General features: G+C 34.1%; 16 protein-coding genes, 1 tRNA gene and 1 other RNA gene. 14 read left to right on the top strand and 4 right to left on the bottom strand.

The window, feature by feature from the left end:
- Position 1 precedes the first annotated feature (1 nt).
- Positions 2 to 1,363 (top strand): DNA repair protein RadA, encoded by a 1,362-nt coding sequence (gene radA / locus GKG01_RS04945; RefSeq protein WP_154271685.1) that lies wholly within the window; start codon positions 2 to 4, stop codon positions 1,361 to 1,363.
- A gap of 28 nt (positions 1,364 to 1,391) precedes the next feature.
- Here radA and GKG01_RS04940 read toward each other — a convergent pair whose 3' ends face one another.
- Both GKG01_RS04940 and GKG01_RS04935 read right to left on the bottom strand, forming a co-directional pair.
- Positions 1,392 to 1,697 (bottom strand): hypothetical protein, encoded by a 306-nt coding sequence (locus GKG01_RS04940; RefSeq protein WP_094224385.1) that lies wholly within the window; start codon positions 1,695 to 1,697, stop codon positions 1,392 to 1,394.
- A 100-nt stretch (positions 1,698 to 1,797) separates the two neighbouring features.
- A complete protein-coding gene (locus GKG01_RS04935) occupies positions 1,798 to 3,483 on the bottom strand; it encodes a M3 family oligoendopeptidase (protein ID WP_154271684.1) in 1,686 nt (561 codons plus the stop codon).
- Between the two features lie 114 nt (positions 3,484 to 3,597).
- Between GKG01_RS04935 and GKG01_RS04930 the strand changes: the two genes are divergently transcribed.
- On the top strand, positions 3,598 to 4,410 hold the full coding sequence (locus GKG01_RS04930; protein WP_154271683.1) for an ADP-ribosylglycohydrolase family protein: 813 nt from the start codon (positions 3,598 to 3,600) through the stop codon (positions 4,408 to 4,410).
- A 44-nt stretch (positions 4,411 to 4,454) separates the two neighbouring features.
- Here GKG01_RS04930 and GKG01_RS04925 read toward each other — a convergent pair whose 3' ends face one another.
- A complete protein-coding gene (locus tag GKG01_RS04925; protein WP_094206807.1) occupies positions 4,455 to 5,615 on the bottom strand; it encodes an iron-containing alcohol dehydrogenase in 1,161 nt (386 codons plus the stop codon).
- 229 nt (positions 5,616 to 5,844) lie between these two features.
- Between GKG01_RS04925 and GKG01_RS04920 the strand changes: the two genes are divergently transcribed.
- The gene (locus tag GKG01_RS04920) at positions 5,845 to 6,177 is read left to right on the top strand and encodes a hypothetical protein (protein WP_154271682.1); all 333 of its coding nucleotides are present in this window, start codon (positions 5,845 to 5,847) and stop codon (positions 6,175 to 6,177) included.
- Between the two features lie 49 nt (positions 6,178 to 6,226).
- Here GKG01_RS04920 and ssrA read toward each other — a convergent pair.
- Positions 6,227 to 6,588, bottom strand: a transfer-messenger RNA (tmRNA) gene (ssrA, locus tag GKG01_RS04915).
- A 106-nt stretch (positions 6,589 to 6,694) separates the two neighbouring features.
- Here ssrA and rpiB point away from each other — a divergent pair.
- The 11 genes from rpiB (at position 6,695) to GKG01_RS04860 (ending at position 16,108) form a co-directional block, all read left to right on the top strand.
- Positions 6,695 to 7,147, top strand: a complete 453-nt coding sequence (gene rpiB / locus GKG01_RS04910; protein ID WP_154271681.1) for a ribose 5-phosphate isomerase B — start codon at positions 6,695 to 6,697, stop codon at positions 7,145 to 7,147.
- Between the two features lies 1 nt (position 7,148).
- On the top strand, positions 7,149 to 9,776 hold the full coding sequence (polA, locus tag GKG01_RS04905) for a DNA polymerase I (protein ID WP_154271680.1): 2,628 nt from the start codon (positions 7,149 to 7,151) through the stop codon (positions 9,774 to 9,776).
- Positions 9,763 to 10,371 (top strand): dephospho-CoA kinase, encoded by a 609-nt coding sequence (gene coaE, locus GKG01_RS04900; RefSeq protein ID WP_241684742.1) that lies wholly within the window; start codon positions 9,763 to 9,765, stop codon positions 10,369 to 10,371. The genes polA and coaE overlap by 14 nt, the downstream gene beginning before the upstream one ends.
- Positions 10,368 to 11,009: a lytic transglycosylase domain-containing protein gene (locus GKG01_RS04895; RefSeq protein WP_002835551.1), complete on the top strand. Its 642-nt coding sequence runs from the start codon at positions 10,368 to 10,370 to the stop codon at positions 11,007 to 11,009. Before coaE ends, GKG01_RS04895 begins: the two co-directional genes overlap by 4 nt.
- Positions 11,010 to 11,038: 29 nt before the next feature.
- Positions 11,039 to 11,124, top strand: a tRNA-Leu gene (locus GKG01_RS04890).
- A 28-nt stretch (positions 11,125 to 11,152) separates the two neighbouring features.
- Positions 11,153 to 12,481, top strand: a complete 1,329-nt coding sequence (gene rsxC, locus GKG01_RS04885) for an electron transport complex subunit RsxC (protein ID WP_094205306.1) — start codon at positions 11,153 to 11,155, stop codon at positions 12,479 to 12,481.
- Between the two features lie 3 nt (positions 12,482 to 12,484).
- The gene (locus tag GKG01_RS04880) at positions 12,485 to 13,456 is read left to right on the top strand and encodes an RnfABCDGE type electron transport complex subunit D (protein ID WP_094206812.1); all 972 of its coding nucleotides are present in this window, start codon (positions 12,485 to 12,487) and stop codon (positions 13,454 to 13,456) included.
- The gene (locus GKG01_RS04875) at positions 13,453 to 14,025 is read left to right on the top strand and encodes an FMN-binding protein (RefSeq protein WP_154271678.1); all 573 of its coding nucleotides are present in this window, start codon (positions 13,453 to 13,455) and stop codon (positions 14,023 to 14,025) included. Before GKG01_RS04880 ends, GKG01_RS04875 begins: the two co-directional genes overlap by 4 nt.
- 10 nt (positions 14,026 to 14,035) lie before the next feature.
- Positions 14,036 to 14,665, top strand: a complete 630-nt coding sequence (rsxE, locus tag GKG01_RS04870) for an electron transport complex subunit RsxE (RefSeq protein WP_094206814.1) — start codon at positions 14,036 to 14,038, stop codon at positions 14,663 to 14,665.
- A complete protein-coding gene (locus tag GKG01_RS04865) occupies positions 14,665 to 15,246 on the top strand; it encodes an RnfABCDGE type electron transport complex subunit A (protein ID WP_094205310.1) in 582 nt (193 codons plus the stop codon). Before rsxE ends, GKG01_RS04865 begins: the two co-directional genes overlap by 1 nt.
- A gap of 10 nt (positions 15,247 to 15,256) precedes the next feature.
- The gene (locus GKG01_RS04860; protein ID WP_094206815.1) at positions 15,257 to 16,108 is read left to right on the top strand and encodes an RnfABCDGE type electron transport complex subunit B; all 852 of its coding nucleotides are present in this window, start codon (positions 15,257 to 15,259) and stop codon (positions 16,106 to 16,108) included.
- Positions 16,109 to 16,282 lie beyond the last annotated feature (174 nt).

Below are 16,282 nucleotides of genomic sequence, written 5' to 3'. Positions count from 1 at the left end.
TATGAAAAAGAAAACAAAATACGTGTGCAAAAATTGTGGCTACGAGCAAGCCATGTGGATAGGAAAATGCCCCAGTTGTAACAGCTGGGGTTCTATGCAAGAACAAGAAATCGTAGATGAAAAATCGAATACTACAACAACAAGCTCAAGCAAATCTTCAAAAGCGGTTAAATTGGTCGATGTAAAGATAGATTCATCAGAGAGAATTCAATCGTCGATTACTGAATTAAACAGAGTTTTTGGTGGAGGACTTGTCAGAGATTCCGTGTCAATTCTAACTGCAAGACCAGGTGCTGGAAAATCAACTTTGCTACTTGAACTTGCAAATGATTTGGCTTCTAAAAATATAAAAGTTCTCTACATTTCTGGAGAAGAATCCACATCGCAAATCAAACAACGTGCGATGAGAACTATGGAGAAAATCCCGGAAAATATTTGGTTGATTTCAACGACAAGCATGGACAACGCTTTGGATTCTATTCACAAAATAAAACCGGATGTGATTTTCTTGGATAGTATTCAAACATTCCAGCTTCGTGAATACACTTCACGTCCAGGTTCTCCTGTGCAAACTGTAGAGTGTGCGAATAAAATTGTAGAAATTTGCAAAAATCCCGAAAAACCAACTCTTGCGATTATGGTTGGTCATATGACGAAATCAGACGAAATGGCAGGGCTTAGAACGCTTGAACATTTGGTGGATACTGTGCTTTATTTGGAAGGTGAAAGTGACGATCCGTTGAGATTGTTGACAACTACTAAAAACAGATTCGGTCGAACTGGAGAGATTGGACTGTTTAATATGCAAGAAGATGGAATAAAAGAAATCACAGATGCGTCAGATTATTTCGTCACGAAAAGGAAAAAAGATGTAAATGGTGCAGCGCTTTCTGTAATAAAAGAAGGGTCACGAATTTTGGTTGTCGAAGTTGAAGCATTGGTGTCCAAATCATTCACTCCGTATCCTCAAAGAATAGGGGATAGCCTTCGTAAAGACCAATTGAATACGTTGATTTCTATCTTGGAAGAACGCGCTGGAATGAATATGTACGACAAGAATGTCATCATCAAAACCACAGGAGGAATCAAAATCCAAGAACAATCCGTGAATTTGTCCATAATAATGGCAATTGCATCATCACTTATGAACAAACCAATTCCATCTGATGTTGTGTTCATTGGAGAAGTTGGATTGACAGGAGAAATCAAAAGAGTTCCACAAATAGAAACCAGATTAAAAGAAATCGAAAGATTGGGATACAAAAAAGTTTACATCTCACAAAACACGAAACTAACAAAAAAATACGATCTCGAAATCAAACAATTTGATAGCATAAAATCGGTAATATCAGATATATTTTAAAAGGCACTCAAAAATTGAGCGCCTTTTTCTAATTCTTTCCTAATATTAATTTATTGTTATCAATATAGGTTTTTATAGCTGACAAATCATTTTTATCATACAAATCCAATAGATATTGTCTGTGGATTTTGGATTCTTCTTGACCATCCTTGTAAATTGGATAATCTTCATTTTCTTTCATGGACTGCATAGCCTTTTTCAAATCATCATCAGAATCAATGCCGTATCTTTCAGAATACGGATTGTAAGAATACATAGTTTTACTCTTACACATTGTGAATGAGAACGTCATTACAGCACATAAAAAAATTACAAATAATTTGCTACGTTTCATAAAAGCCTCCAAACTTTTTATTTAATTTAATTATATAACGTTTTATAAAAAAAACAATTCTTATATACAAAAAAAGAGTGGACATAGTCCACTCTCAAAATTATAATTCTTTTTCTATTTCGTCTAATATTTCCAATAATTGTGGAAGGATTTCTTCAAGAACTCCATCGTTCATTGGGTTTTTGATGTTACCAGCTTTCATTATTCCGAAGAATGATTGGCTTCCACCAACTTTACAGATTTCAAGGTAATCTTTGAATGCTTCTTCTCGATTCTTTCTTGATTTCAATAAGAATTGGAATGCGCAAACTTGTGCCAATGTGTAATCAATGTAATAGAATGGGTTATTGAAGATGTGACCTTGTCTGTACCACCAAGTTCCTTTTTCCAAGAATTCATCATCATAATCCAAGTTTGGACGATACATCAATTCTATTTCGTGGTATTTTGCTTTTCTTTCTTCAGCTGTTGCATCTGGATTTTCGTATACGAAGTGTTGGAAATGGTCGATAGTTACACCGTAAGGAATGAAACTGATAGCTCCATCTAAGTGAGAGAATTTGAATTTGTTAGTTTCTTCTTCGAAGAACAATTCCATCCAAGGCCATGTCAAAAATTCCATACTCATTGAGTGGATTTCACATGCTTCAAATGTTGGCCAAATGTATTCGAAAATTCTTCCGTCCATTGAAGTGTATGCTTGGAATGCGTGGCCAGCTTCGTGAGTCATTACTTCGACATCGTGAGTAGTTCCGTTGAAGTTTGCGAAGATGAATGGAGATTCATAATCTTCAATTGTAGTACAATATCCGCCACCTTCTTTTCCTTTTTTGCTTTCCAAATCGAATAATTCTCTTTCATACATAAAATCGAAGAATTTTTTAGTTTCTGGTGACAATTCTGAGTACATTTTCTTAGCGTTATCTACCAAGAAGTCTTTTTTTCCGTGAGGTTTTGCGTTACCATCTGTGAACATTACGTTGTTATCGTAAGCTTTCATATCTTCAATGCCAATTCTCTTAGATTGTTTCTTTCTCAATTCAAGATAAACTGGTGTTACGTATTTTTTGACAAATTCTCTGTATTTTGCAACATCGTTCTTGTCATAATCAGTTCTCATTAATGATTTGTATTGGTATTCAATGTATGAATCAAATCCCAAAGCTTTAGCCATATCTGTTCTAACGTGAACCATTTCATCGTAAATATCGTCGATTTCTTTTTCATGTTCTGCGAAAAATTCTGAGATTTTTCTTGTGGCAGCTTTTCTTTCATCACGATCTTTTGATTGTGTGTAAGGAGCCATTTGTGACAATGTCAATGTTTTATTGTCAAATTCGATTTGAGCAGATGCTATTAATTTGTTGTATTTAGTAGTTAATTGGTTTTCTTTTTGCTTAAAAGGAACAGCCTTTTCATTAAAAATCAATTGACAGCTTATTAAGTCAAATAAATGTTGTCCGAAATGTTTAACCAATTCGTCTTTGAATTTGGAGTTGTCGATTTCTTCGTACATTTTAGTGTCAAGCACTGAATAATGTGGCATGTATTCATCCAAGAAATCTTGTTCTTCTTTGTAGAAGTCATCATTTGTATCGATCGTGTGACGAATGTAGGCAAGGTTGACATTAGTGCTTAATGTTTTCTTGTATTTGTCCATTTCTTCCATGATTTTGATTTGTTCTTCAGAAGTTGTGGAATCGTTAAATCTTTTGATAAAATCTTCGACCTTTTTCTTATCTTCTTCGAAGTTAGGTCTAGTGTATTTGTATTCTGTAAATTTCATTTTTTCACCTCTAAAATTATTTTATCATATTTTTATACTATGTAAATGTTTTTATGGTTGATAAATTCAATAAGATATCGGTTTGAGATATAATATACAAAAGGGGATGAAAAAATGAACTCTGATTACAAAGATAGAATCAAAGGAGCGTTGTATGCATTTGCGATAGGCGATAGCATGGGTGCTACGACGGAATTTATGACAGAAGAGGAAATCTCTGAAAAATACGGTAAGGTTACAGATATTGTCGGAGGTGGTTGGCTTGATTTGAATCCAGGAGAATGCACTGATGATACTGATATGAGTATTTGTGTTATGAATTCTCTGATGGAAAATGACCGTGATAATTTTGAAAAAAATACTATGAAAAATTTCGTGGAGTGGTACTATACTCATCCAAGAGGTATTGGCAATCAATGTAGACGTGCAATCGAACACTACATTCAGTACGAAATATTTATCGAAGAAGATGATACAGCGCTTGGAAATGGAAGTTTGATGAGAGCACTTCCTTGTGCACTGCTAGATAATGAAACTTCTAAAGATTTGAATATAAAACAAGGACGACTCACTCACAATAACGAAATGTGTGACAGAATTTTAAAAGAATACACACAAATTATCAGAGATAATATCAACGGAAAAACTCATGAACTAAAAGATACGCAATTGTCGAAACCATCAGGATATATCGTGAACACTTTCAATAATGCGATTCATTGGGCTAAGGAAAATTCAATTGAAGATTGTATTATAAATGCTGTAAATCACGGGGGAGATTCTGACACGATAGCTGCAATTGCTGGGAGTATAAGTGGATCAATTCATGGATATTCTACAATTCCTAAAAGGTGGATTGAAAAGTTAGACGAAAATGTAAAAAAGCAAATTGAAAAATTCGTAGAGTATTTGGAAAATCAAATATAAAAGCAATAAAAAATCCTGCATTACGCAGGATTTTTTGAGTTATATTATTCTGTTATATCTTCACCGTTGTAAGCGTGAGTAAATATCATTTTAACTATTTCTGGATTTGATTCACGTGGGTTTGTCAAAGTACATGGATCTTCATAAGCGTTCTTGCTCATTTCATCTAATACTTCGTCAAATTTTTCTTTGTTAAATCCGAATTTTTCTTCAACTTCTTTCAATGTTGGTGGAATGCCAACTTTTTTAGCTAATTCTCTAACAGCGATAGGATAATCTTCAACGTTTAATTCTTTTTCAATCCAATCAACTTTATCAGTAGCTTTTCTGTTAAATTGTGTGATGTATGGAAGTAGAATTGCGTTAGCAAGTCCGTGAGTAATTCCAAATTCTCCACCAATTTTGTGTGCTAATGAGTGAACTAAACCAAGTGAAGCTGATGTGAATGCGATACCTGCCATTGTTGATGCATTATGCATTTTTTCACGAGCTTCCATGTCATCTGGATTTTCACAAGCTTTTGGCAAATATTCAAATACCAATTTCAATGCGTGAATTGCAAGTGCATCAGTATAATCGTTAGCTATATTAGATACTAATGCTTCAGTTGCGTGTGCTACAACGTCCATACCAGTATTTGCTGTAACTGATTTTGGCATCTTAGATGGTAGGACTGGATCTACTATAGCGATGTCTGGAACGATGTGGTCAGATACCAATGGGTATTTGATATGTTTTTCTGTGTCAGTGATTACTGAGAATGCTGTGATTTCACTTGCTGTACCAGAAGTTGATGGAATTCCTACAAATTTTGCTTTTTTACGAAGTTCTGGAAGTGATCCTGGTTCGATAATGTCTTCGAATTTTAATTCAGGATGTTCATAAAAAGCCCACATACATTTTGCAGCGTCCATTGCAGAACCGCCACCTAATGCTACAATCCAATCTGGTTGGAATTCTTGCATTTTCTTAGCGCCTGCTTCAACAGTTGTAACTGATGGATTTTCTTCAACGCCATCAAAAACACATACTTCCATGTTTGCTTTCTTCAATTCTTCACAAGCTCTGTCTACGAAACCGTTTTTCTTCATAGAATTACCGCCTGTAACTATGATTGCTTTCTTACCTTTTAATTCACTTAATTTTGAAAAAGCTCCTTCTCCAAAGTGAATAAAACCTGGAATATGAAGTACTCCGTTTGCCATAATAAATCACTCCTTTTGTAATTTGTACAAAAACTTATATGTTTCTGCTATAATAATATTATATCAATATTGGAATCGTTTAGTCAAATAAAAAACGAAATATTTAACGAATAAATCATATAGTGTTAAAGTATTTTAGCACGACAAATAACAACGATATTTTAAAACGTTCTTTTATAATTTGAAAAGCGTTTCATAAAAATTTGGAAAATCAAAAAGGGGGAATAAAATGCCAGAAGAAAATAAAACGAAAAATGTGAAGAAAAAAATATGGATTATTTTGGTAGTTGTACTTATATTTTTGGCGTCGTGCAGTGCATTAGTGTTCAAATCAGCAGGATTTCAAAGATTTAAGAAAAATGTAAAAAGTGAGTACAGCGGTGGAATCAAAAGAGAGATTATAATTTACAACGCAGAAGGAAAAGAAATTTTCAAGAAATCAGGCAAATTTGATTTTACTTACGATGACAAATGCATCGAATACATTGATACGCAAACTAATTTGAAACACAACGTGTTTGCAGGAGACAACTCAACGGTAATAATTAATGAATTGAAATAATAAAAAGCAAATAAAATAAGGTAGCCTATGTAAGGCTACCCTTTTTTAGTGGTGGAGATGAGGAGATTCGAACTCCTGTCCAAAAATATATCCCTAAGAACTTCTCCGAGTGCAGTCAATTAAGTTTTATTCGTCGATCAAAATTTAATTGACAAAACTATGATCGATATATCCTCTTAAATAATCTCATACACCAAAGGAAAATATACGAGATGTTCCTGCTAATTAGTTGAGATTCAAAAAGAAAACGCAGGACGATTTTCTAGTTTTTGAATCGGCCGCCGTTATTAGGCAGCTAATGCGAAGTTATTATCTTCAGCGTTTATATTTAGTTGTCCTTTTTTTACGTTTATAGACGAAAACGACTCGCTATTCAAACTTCAATATCCCTGTCGAAACCAAGACATCCCCATATTTTTGTAACTATATTTTATCATAAAATGTGTAATTCTTCAAATAATTGATAAATACATAAACATATTATAAAATGTAATTAATAAAATATTTGGAGGTTTTTATGAAAATAGCAATAGCAGCCGATCACGGTGGATTTGAATTAAAAGATTCAATGGTTGAATATATAAAAAGTTTGGGAAATGAAGTTGTGGATTTGGGAACAAATTCAGCTGATTCAGTAGACTATCCAGATTATGCAAAGAAAGTTTGCGAAGAAATCCAACAAGGAAATTCTGATTTAGGGATTTTGATTTGTGGAACAGGAATTGGAATGAGCTTGGCAGCGAACAAATTTGAAGGAATAAGAGCAGCATGTGTGTCTGATGTATACAGTGCGAAAATGAGTAGAAATCACAACAACGCAAATGTGCTTTGCATCGGAGCGCGCGTAATTGGAGATGAGGTTGCGAAACTTATCATCAAAACTTTCTTGGAAAATGAATTCGAAGCTGGTCGTCACCAAAGAAGAGTGGATAAGATAATGGCCATCGAAAAAGAAAACAAGGGATTATAAAATGTCAAAAAAAGCTTTAATTATTGACGGTTCATCGCTTTTATTCAGAGGCTTTTACGCTATCAGAGATTTGACTACAAAAGACGGAGTGCATACTAATGGTGTGTTTGGTTTTATGAATATGTATTATTCTGTGATGGATAAACTCGATCCAGAGCTTGTGGTTGTATGTTTTGATAGAAAAGAGCCAACTTTTAGACACGAAAAATATTCTGAATACAAGGGCAATCGTCAAGAAACTCCAGAAGAACTTATCGCACAATTCGATATGCTTAAAGAATTGCTAAAAGCAATGGGAGTTTCATACATTGATTTAAAAGGATATGAAGCAGACGACATCGCTGGAACTTTGGCAAAACAAGCTTCATCAAAAGACTACGATGTGTATTTGTTGACTGGGGACAAGGATTATCTGCAACTAATAGACGATAATACGAAAGTTGTTCTTACAAAAAGAGGAATTACTGAAACGAAAATCTACGATGTGGATACTTTAAAAGAAGAATACGGAATTACTCCTAAGCAAATGATTGATTTGAAAGGTTTGATGGGAGATAAATCGGACAATATTCCGGGAATTGATGGAGTTGGAGAGAAGACTGCTCTTAAATACATTCAAAAATACGGAAGTATTGAGGGATTGTACGAACATGTCGATGAAATTTCCGGCAAGAAAACTAAGCAAAAAGTCATTGATGGAGAAAAAATCGCTTATTTGAGTAGAGAACTTGGAACGATAAACACAGATGTTCCAAAAGATTTAATGGGATTTGGAATTGATGATTGTTTTATAAAAGAAGCTGATAAGAATCATTTGATTGAAGTTCTTACAAAACTAGAATTCAATAGTTTTATCAAAAAACTTCCAAACGAAGAATCTAGTGTAAAGTTTGAATACGAAAACTTAGATGAAAATGTAGATGAGATTAAAGCTTATATTAAAGAAAATAAAAAGTTTACTTTTGCATTGTTTAACGATGATTACTATGTCGACAATGAGCCTGAGATTTTTGCGATTTATACTGATAAGGTGTATATAACTAGAAACGTAGACATTGTAAAATCATTTAAGGAAGAATTTGAATCAAAAGACATCAACAAGCTGTCATTTGATATCAAGCCATGTATTTATCACTTGATGCGTTATGGTATCGACATTTCGTACAATTACGATGATGTTGTCATTATAGAATATTTGCTCGATCCTTCAAAGACAAGTTATAGTATGGAAAGGTCAGATCCTAAAATTATTGGTTATGATTTCAAGTCTCTTGAAGATATTACTGGTAAAGGTAGATCCAAGAAGACTATTTTGGAATCAGACGAAAAAGAAATCGACAATTACGTAGTAAAATACATGATGTTCACAAATAAATTGTACGAAAAGATTTCTGAAATCGAAGAAGAGGATATGATGCATCTTTACAGAGATGTTGAAATTCCTTTGATAAAAGTGTTGTGTGACATGGAATTTACGGGAGTTTGTGTAGAAAAAGAAACTTTGGTTGAGATGGGAGAACTTTTCGAAGATGAGATAAAATCAATCGAGGACAGTGTTGAGGAACTTATCGGCAAGAAAATCAACATCAATTCATCAAAGCAATTGGCAGAAGTGTTGTTTGAAGATTTGGAACTTCCTGTAATAAAAAAGAACAAAACTGGGCCATCGACAGACCAAGAAGTTTTGGAGGCTTTAAGTGGTAGACACGAAATCATCGACTACATTTTAAGATACAGAACTATTGCGAAACTCAAAACAACATATATCGACGGAATGGTTGATTTAATTAAAGAAGACGGCAAAATCCACACGACTTTCCAACAAACTATCGCGCAAACTGGAAGAATTAGCTCTACTAACCCTAATTTGCAAAACATTCCTATCAGAACTGAAGAAGGAAGACTTATCAGAAAAGCATTTGTTCCAAGCAAAGGAAGTGTACTGTTGGATGCGGATTATTCTCAAATAGAGCTAAGGGTATTGGCTGATTTGGCAAACGATGAAGTGATGCTTGATGCATTCAAAAATGGAGCAGACATTCACAGAAAAACTGCCAGCGAAGTGTTCAAAGTCGATTTTGACAAGGTAACATCACTTCAAAGATCCAACGCAAAGGCTGTAAACTTCGGTATTGTTTACGGAATTGGAGATTATTCTCTGAGTAAAGATTTGCACATAACTAGAAAAGAAGCCAAGGAATATATCGAAAATTATTTGAATACGTACAAAGGCATCAAACAATACATGGAAGATATTGTCGCAATTGGTAAGGAAAAAGGATACGTTGAAACTATTATGAAAAGAAGAAGATACATTCCTGAATTAAAATCCAAAAACTACAATGTCAGAAGCTTTGGAGAACGTGTGGCACTTAACACGCCAATTCAAGGATCTGCAGCGGATATAATTAAGGTAGCAATGGTGAAATTCTACGATAGATTGAATGAAGAAAATCTAAAAGCCAAGTTAATCTTGCAAGTTCACGATGAGCTTATTGTTGATTGTCCAGAAGATGAAAGAGAAAAAGTTCTAGAAATTATGAAAGATGTTATGACACATGCTGTTGATTTGAAAGTCGACATGAAGATTGATGTTAACAGTGCAGATAATTGGTATGATGCAAAATAAAAAAATCATCGTAGTTTGCGGCAATATCGCCAGTGGAAAAAGTACGGTGTGCAAAAGAATAAAAGAAAAAGGCCTAGTTGTAATAGATTTGGATGAGATTACTCACCAAATCTATGAACAAGGAACAGATCTTTATTACAAGCTTATAGATGAGTTTGGCGAACAAATTTTAGACGAAAATTCTAACATCGATAGGAAGAAACTTTCCAACATTGTATTTAATTCAAAAACATTACTAAAAAAACTTGAAGAATTGACACATACTGATATAATATTAAGAGTAGTAAAAAGAATTAAGAAGGAAAAATCTGATTTGATTTTTCTAGAAATTTCTATGTATTTGGAAAGCAAAAATTTGATTGACAAATATATCGATGTCGACGAAGATTGGGTAGTTGTAGCTGATAGAAATATCAGAATTCAAAGGATAATGGATAGGAATAACTTTGATTACGATACTGCAGTTACAAGAATTAATTCTCAACTTGATTATGAGAAAAAAATTAGTGAATTTGACGAAGTTATTGTAAACAACACGACTGAAACTGATCTAATGCTTACGGTTGACAAACTAATAGATAGGAAAAAATTATGAAATTTATTAAAAGATTTTTAATCACGATTATTTCTATTATTGTGATTGTGTTTTTAGTTGGATTTGGCGTGAGCGCTTATTCAACTATGACAAGACCAGTGAAATATGTCGATTTGGTTAATACATACGCAAAAGAATACAACGTTGATCCACTTTTGGTTATGAGTGTGATTAAAGTTGAATCTAACTTTGATCCAAGTGTAAAATCAAAAGCTGGAGCTTTGGGGCTTATGCAATTGATGCCAGATACTGCTGAAAGTATTAACAATATGAGAAATACTCACTTTACAGTGGAAGATTTGAAAAAACCTGACAAAAATATTGAAATGGGTACGGCTTATTTGTCATATTTGTTGCACCATTTCAAAAATCACGATTTGGCGATTGCAGCTTATAACGGCGGAATTGGAAATGTAAAAGAGTGGTTGTCTAACGAATCTTTTTCAAAAGATGGTCAAACTTTAGACGATATTCCATCTTCTGAGACGAAATATTATGTTGTAAAGGTTGAAAATCAATACAATATTTACAAGATCTTCTACGAAGATACTAAGCTAGAAGAAAATATGCACAAAAATTTCAAAGTTTGGGCGAAAAACTACATTAAATTAATCAAAAATATTATTAACAAATATTAAAAGACCTTTGTAGAAAAGGTCTTTATCACGCAGGGGTGGTGGAATGGTAGACACGCTGTCTTGAGGGGGCAGTGGGAGTAATCCCGTAAGAGTTCAAGTCTCTTTCTCTGCACCATTTTTTATTTTATTAAAGGGGTGAAAAAATGAGTTTAGAAAATCTGACTTTTAAAGGCGGATTTCACATGGATGATCATAAATCCTATACTCAAAATTGTCCTTTAGATACAAATTTTGAACCTAAAATGGTTTATATTCCATTGCATCAACATATTGGTGCGCCTTGTACACCTACAGTAAAAGTAGGAGATGAGGTAAAAGTGGGCCAAAAAATTGGTGAATCTAAAGCGACTATTTCAGCACCTGTTCACAGTTCAGTTAGTGGAAAGGTTATGAAGATTGAGCAGATGGTATTGTCAAATGGTCAAAAAGGTGAAGTTGTAGTAATCGAATCAGACGGTTTAAACGAATTAGGATACACTGAAACAAATGATGATTTCACACAATTATCAAAAGAAGTTATCCTAGAAAGAATAAAAGAAGCTGGTATAGTAGGTTTGGGTGGAGCAGGATTCCCTACTCACATTAAGATGAAGAAAAAACCAGATGTAAAAATCGAAGAAGTAATCTTGAATGGGGCAGAATGTGAACCTTATTTAACTAGTGACCAACTTAATATGGAATTATATCCTCAAAAAGCAATCGGTGGATTGAAAATTATCATGAAATTGATGGATTGTGACAAAGGATACATAGGGGTTGAGGATAACAAACAAAAGGCAATCGGAATTTTGAAAAATGCTGCAAAAGATGAAACAAATATTTCGATTTGTGCTGTTAAAACTAAATACCCACAAGGGGACGAAAGAAGACTTATCAATGCAATTACTGGTAAGAAAATTTCTAAAGCTCAAAGATCAAACGAAAGAGGAGTTCAAGGTTTGAACATTTCAAGTGCTATGGCGATTTACGATGCTGTAGTTCACAGTATTCCTTTGACTCACAGAATAGTTACTATGACAGGTTCAGCTATCAAAGAACCTAAGAATATTTACGTTCCAATCGGTACTAAGTTCAAAGATTTAGTGGATTATTGTGACGGATTCAAAGAAACTCCATATAAGATTGTCGTTGGTGGACCTATGATGGGTGCTTGCCAATACAACTTGGATGCTCCAACTGTTAAAACAACAGGCGGAATTATTTTTATGAATGAAAAAGATGCAACTCTTGCTTCTCCAGAACCTTGTATTAAATGTGCTAAGTGCGTGGATGTATGTCCTATCGGCTTATTGCCATTGTTCTTACAATTAAAATCATTGAACGGTGATTTTGAAGGAGCAGAAAAAATGCATTTGAATGATTGTATAGAATGTGGTACTTGCAGCTATGTTTGTCCATCAAACAGACCATTAGTTGAAGCAATTGTACACGCAAAGACTCAATTAAAAGCACAACAAAGGAAAAGGGGATAGTCTATGGAAAATAAAGAAATTGTACAAAAAGAATACGACTTATCTCATTTAATCGTAGAAGCTGCTCCTCATCAAAGAAGTGCAGTATCTATTCAAAGAATTATGCTTGATGTTATCATTGCTTTAGTTCCTGCTTTGATAGTGAGTGTTTACGAATTCGGAATGAGAAGTTTAGTTTTGGTATTGGCAGCAGTTGCAGCTTGCGTTTTATCAGAATACTGTTATCAAAAAATAATGAAACAACCTTCTACAATTAGCGATTTATCAGCTGTTGTTACAGGTATATTGTTGGCATTTAACGTGCCAGTTACACTACCAATTCCAATGATTATCATAGGATCGGTATTTTCTATTATAATTGTAAAACAATTATTCGGAGGAATTGGATCAAACTTTATGAACCCTGCATTAGCAGGACGTGCTTTCATAATGGCAAGTTGGGCACAAGCAATGAGTAACTACACTGCTCCATTAACACAAAAAGCAGTGGATGCAGAAACTTATGCGACTGTTTTATCAGGTGGTCAACCAGTTAGCTTTATGGATGCATTTTTAGGAAACTTGGGTGGTACAATCGGTGAAGTTAGTGCGTTGGCATTACTTATCGGTGTGGCTTATCTATTATACAGAAGAGTAATTAATCTTAGAATTCCATTAGTTTACATCGCAACAACATTTGTAACATTACTTATTTGCGGCGTAGGAATTCAAGATGCATGCATGAACATATTTATTGGTGGTTTAATCTTGGGTGCATTCTACATGGCTACAGATTATTCAACTAGTCCAGTTACTCCAAAAGGACAAATTATATTTGCAATTGGTTGTGGTTTCTTTACAGCTATCATAAGACAATTTGGTAACCTTCCAGAAGGTGTATCTTATGCGATAATCTTCATGAACTGTGCTGTACCATTTATCGATCAATATACAGTTCCAACACCAATTGGTAGAGGAGGTAAACAAGGAATATGAGAAGTTCAATAAATTTAGCTATTAGATTGTTTATAATCACAGCAATTAGTGCGGTAGTACTTGCATTTGCAAACCAAGTTACTGAACCAATAATAGAAGCTAAGAGACTAGAAAATTATCAAAAATCTTTAAAAGTAGCTTTTCCTGAAGCGGAATCTTTTAAACCACTTGATGAAGCAAAAATTAAAGATTTAAAAGCAAAAGACGAAAACTTAGATGACATACAAGAAGCTATCAAAGGTGGAAAACCTGTAGGTCATGTATATAAAGCAACAGGCGTAGGTGGATATTCAGGAAATGTTGTTTTCGTAGTTGGTGTAGACAATGAAAACAAAATCGTAGGATATTCAATTCTTGAATCACAAGAAACTCCTGGAATTGGAAGCAGAATTGGAGATCCAGAATTCGTAGATTCAGTTATTGGAAAATCTATGGAAAAAGAATTAGCAGCTGTGAAAAAGCCACAAGCTGACAACGAAATTCAAGCTCTAAGTGGTGCGACTTATTCCACTACAGCAGCCAAAAACGCATTGAACGTATCTCAAAAAGCTAATGCGGGATTAAAATAGGAGGGAAATTATGGAAAAAGGTAAAGCGGCTAAAGTTTTCAAAAGCAGCATTCTTAAGAACAACCCAGTTTTAATCCAATTGGTAGGTTTGTGTTCTGTACTGGGTGTATCAACATCAGTAGAAAACGCAATTGGTATGACTGCGGCGTTCACATTCGTTTTGATTTGTTCAAACATAGTAATATCATTACTTAGAAATTTTATTCCGGACAAAGTTAGAATTCCGGCATATATCGTTGTAATTGCAACATTCGTAACATTAGTTTCAATGATGCTTGAAGCATTTGTTCCAGCACTATACAGTTCATTAGGAGCATTCGTTCCTCTAATCGTAGTAAACTGTATAATCTTAGCGAGAGCTGAATCTTTCGCATCTAAAAATGGTGTATTCTTATCATTGTTAGATGGTATCTCAAATGGATTGGGATATGGTATTGTAATCATTTTGGTTGCATTCATCAGAGAGTTATTAGGCTCAGGAAAAATCTTAGGAAAACTTGTAATAGGAGATATTCCTCCAATTGGTATTATGTCAGCAGCTCCAGGAGCATTCATGGTACTTGGAATATTGTTAGCTACTTACAATTCTTTCTTATCAAGACAAGAAAGAAAGAAGAACAATATGAGAGGTGAAGACTAATGTTAGCAAATATATTTAAAATAATAGTTCTTTACTTATTAGTAAACAACTACGTATTTGGTCAATTCTTAGGACTTTGCCCATTGATAGGTGTGTCTTCAAAAACAGAAACAGCTATTGGTATGGGTATGGCAGTATTCTTCGTTATTACAATAGCATCTGTCGTTACTTACGTTCTACAAATTCAAATACTAGAAAGATTTCACATTGAATACTTACAAACGATAGTGTTCATATTGGTTATTGCGACATTGGTACAATTCGTAGAAATGGCATTAAAGAAAATGAGTCCAAACTTGTACTCCGCACTTGGTGTGTTCTTGCCTCTTATAACTACAAACTGTATAGTATTGGGTGTTGCATTAGCAAACGTAAAAGAAAAATACAACTTAATTGAAACATTAGCAAGTGCTATCGGTGCTTCACTAGGTTTCATTTTAGCGATAACTTTATTAGCTGCAATCAGAGAAAGAATCGCATTGAACAAAAATATTCCTGAAAGTTTTAAAGGTGTACCAATCGCGTTTATTACTATTGGATTAATGGCGATGACATTCTTCGGATTCGGCGGATTGGTATAGGAGGTAATAAATGACAATTTTAACTCCATTTATAATCTTAGGAGCACTAGGAATTTTATTTGCATTGCTTTTGGGTTTTGCATCTAAAAAATTCGAAGTTCAAGTTGATAGAAGAGTACTTAAAGTAAGAGAAATGTTACCTGGCGCAAACTGTGGTGCCTGTGGATTTCCAGGTTGCGACGGACTTGCAGATGCCATCGTAAACAAAGGAGCACCTTGTAATTCTTGTCCAGTTGGTGGAAAAGAAACTGCCGACAAACTAGCAGCATTCATGGGAGCTGATGCAGTAGATTCTGCAAAGCAAGTTGCATGTGTAATGTGCCAAGGAACTCCAGAATACGCTACTGAAAAATTCAAATACAAAGGTATTATGGATTGTAGAGTTAACCACAATCTTCAAGGTGGAAGCAAAACTTGTCCAGACGGATGTTTGGGTTGCGGAAGCTGTGTAGATGTGTGTGACTTCGATGCGATTCACATTGTAAATGGCATTGCATTAGTAGATAAAGAAAAATGTACATCTTGTAAAAAATGTATTGAAATCTGTCCAAGAAATATTATTAAACTTGTAGATTACGATCAAGACGTTTATGTAAGATGTAACAGTCACGATAAAGGTAAAGATGTAAGACAATACTGTAAAGTTGGATGTATTGCTTGTGGAATTTGTGCTAAGATGTGTCCAGATGGATTCAGCGTTGAAGATAACTTAGCTCACTTCAACAATGCAGAAGGATTAGATCCAGAACAAGTTCAAAAAGCAGTAGACAAATGTCCTACAAAAGCAATTTATCCAGGACTTAAAATAAAAGAAGAACAAGCTAAAGCAAAAGCTCAAGAAGCTCCTGCTAAAGAAGCTTAATATTTTACAGACCGTTTTATACGGTCTGTTTTTTTACGTTTAATTATCAAAAACATAACAAATAAAGACACTACAACATCAAAATTGAAAATAAAAATTAATTAAAAGTTTAAAATAAAAAAGTATTGGGTATAATTTTAAGAAGTCAAATTTTGTTTGGCTAATAAAAATTAA

Origin of the sequence: Finegoldia sp. BIOML-A4 (assembly GCF_009679635.1) — a bacterium.
GTDB classification, from domain to species: Bacteria; Bacillota; Clostridia; order Tissierellales; family Peptoniphilaceae; genus Finegoldia; species Finegoldia magna.
Note: the sequence above shows the minus strand (reverse complement) of the source record. Positions and strands in the feature narration are given on the sequence as shown.